The sequence below is a fragment of the Brevibacterium sp. FAM 24630 genome, assembly GCF_049804075.1.
In the GTDB taxonomy this organism is placed as follows: Bacteria; Actinomycetota; Actinomycetes; order Actinomycetales; family Brevibacteriaceae; genus Brevibacterium.
The window spans coordinates 1-249 of record NZ_JBNBZD010000127.1; the positions used below are offsets into that span (position 1 = coordinate 1).

At 60.2% G+C, this 249-nt stretch carries 1 protein-coding gene; it reads right to left on the bottom strand.

Going from position 1 to position 249, the window contains the following annotated elements:
- Window positions 1-61: 61 nt before the first annotated feature.
- A partial coding sequence (locus ACPUD7_RS17975; RefSeq protein ID WP_425120670.1) for a hypothetical protein occupies window positions 62-249 on the bottom strand: 188 nt, incomplete at its 5' end.

The following is a 249-nucleotide window of genomic DNA, read 5'->3' on the forward strand; positions in this document are numbered from 1 at the left end:
GTTCCGAAGCACCCACGTCCAGTCCGAGACTGCGTCCCGGACCAATCAGTCCTGCCCAGCATCAGCCGGCAAGACTATTCGAAGAAATCTTGGTCACCCCTTGACGAAAACCATAGGGGCACCCCCCTTTCAAGGGCGAATTGGTCAGGTCGACATTGTCCGGGGTGGTCCCAACGCCGATTGCCATAACCGGGAGAACTCCGTCGCCCACGGCCAGGCTCTGGGCAGGTGCAGGATCAGTTTCCTGGC